This is a genomic window from Haematobacter missouriensis (genome assembly GCF_000740775.1).
GTDB classification, from domain to species: Bacteria; Pseudomonadota; Alphaproteobacteria; order Rhodobacterales; family Rhodobacteraceae; genus Haematobacter; species Haematobacter missouriensis.
In genome coordinates this window covers 1-1469 of record NZ_JFGS01000089.1, presented here as the reverse complement: position 1 = coordinate 1469, position 1469 = coordinate 1, and the positions used below count along the sequence as shown (strand labels likewise).

The 1469-nt window shown below is 54.3% G+C and carries 1 protein-coding gene; it reads left to right on the top strand.

The window, feature by feature from the left end; translation table 11 throughout:
* Window positions 1–849 precede the first annotated feature (849 nt).
* Window positions 850–1469: hypothetical protein (locus CG51_RS18730; RefSeq protein ID WP_035747611.1), on the top strand; the 620-nt coding region annotated here is incomplete at its 3' end.

Genomic DNA, 1469 nt, shown 5'->3' with positions numbered 1-1469 from the left:
GGGAGTTCTCCGTGCTGGAATGGTCCGCCAACCGGCGGCATCGGCTCTTGGGCCGGAATTTTTTAGAAGATTGCTCTTGCCCGAATCGCCAGACTCACGCGACCGTGAAGATCTTGGTTAATCGGGGGATTTGAGGATGAGAGCGTTTGCGCTGGCGGCTACGGCTTGCCTTGTGATGGCTGGGCAGGCTGAGGCGGCGATTGTGACTTACAAGTTTTATCCGGGGAACATGATTGAGGAGTTCGTCACAATCTACGGAGATACCGTAAACGCATCCGGAGTAGTCAGCAATTATAGTTACGAAGAGAGAACCTCATATCCCCAACCGGGGAAGCCGCCGCCGTACGACGAACCGTGGTTCACATTCCATCTTGACACCGACGTAGCTCCGAAAGGGCCTTTCACCGCTTCGGCGGGATATAATGGACGAGATAAGGGTGTTTTTACCACTCAGTATGCAGTCCTCCTGTGGTGGAGTTTGAGCTTTGATGAAAACTGGCTACCGACATCTTGGCTAATAGACGAGTCCTCCGAATATGCTTATCGGCAACATTCTGATCGCTTCGTCTTCCAAGCTGATATGTACTTTGAAACACTGATCGACGGAAACGATCCCAAGAATAGTGAATGGTGGAGCCCACTTCCGCGGCCATTTGTCCCGAAGGATGGATATGGGTATTTCCGATATACAGAAGGGGCCAAGTATAATCTAGGTCGGTTTACCGTCGAAGGCCTTCCCGCCCCCTCTCCGGTCCCCCTGCCCGCCGCCGCCCCGCTTTTGTTGGCCGGAACGGCTGCGCTTTGGGCAGTTGGCCGCAGGCGCTTTGGTGAATCTTGCGGGAGTCGAGCATGAGAGCGTTTGCGCTGGCGGCTGCGGCTTGCCTTGGGATGGCTGGGCAAGCTGATGCGGCGATTGTGACGTACACGTTCCATGCAGGCGATAGCGTCGAGGCCTACACGGTCGTTGATGAACTCAATGGACTGTATCCGACGTATCGGATTGACCACGATATTTCATCCGGTCCATCGAGCGACACGAAGTTTATTTTCTACCTCGATACTGCATTAGCCCCTTCGGGATCATTCACGGCATCAGGCTGGTTTAACGATGTCAGTAACGGAGTAACCGCCCCAGCTTGGCAGGGTCGTTCTTACATTCATTGGACCATCACCTTTGATGACGTCTGGATGCCCAGCGAATGGTACATCAGCGACAATTGGGAGTACGGTTACGAAGATCGCAGGGAGACGGATACCGTCTCTATGGATCAATCCGATTTTTCCTATCTCGTTGGAATGGACGATCCCAACTATCCTGACTGGCCATCCTATCTTGGCGCACCCCCAGTCCTACCTCCCGGCGAAATCGGATTTTTTCGATATACCAACTACATGATCGGAGGGCCCTCGTACTTTACGGTTGACGGACTCCCCGCCCCAGTCCCCCTTCCTGCCGCGGCCCCGCTCAT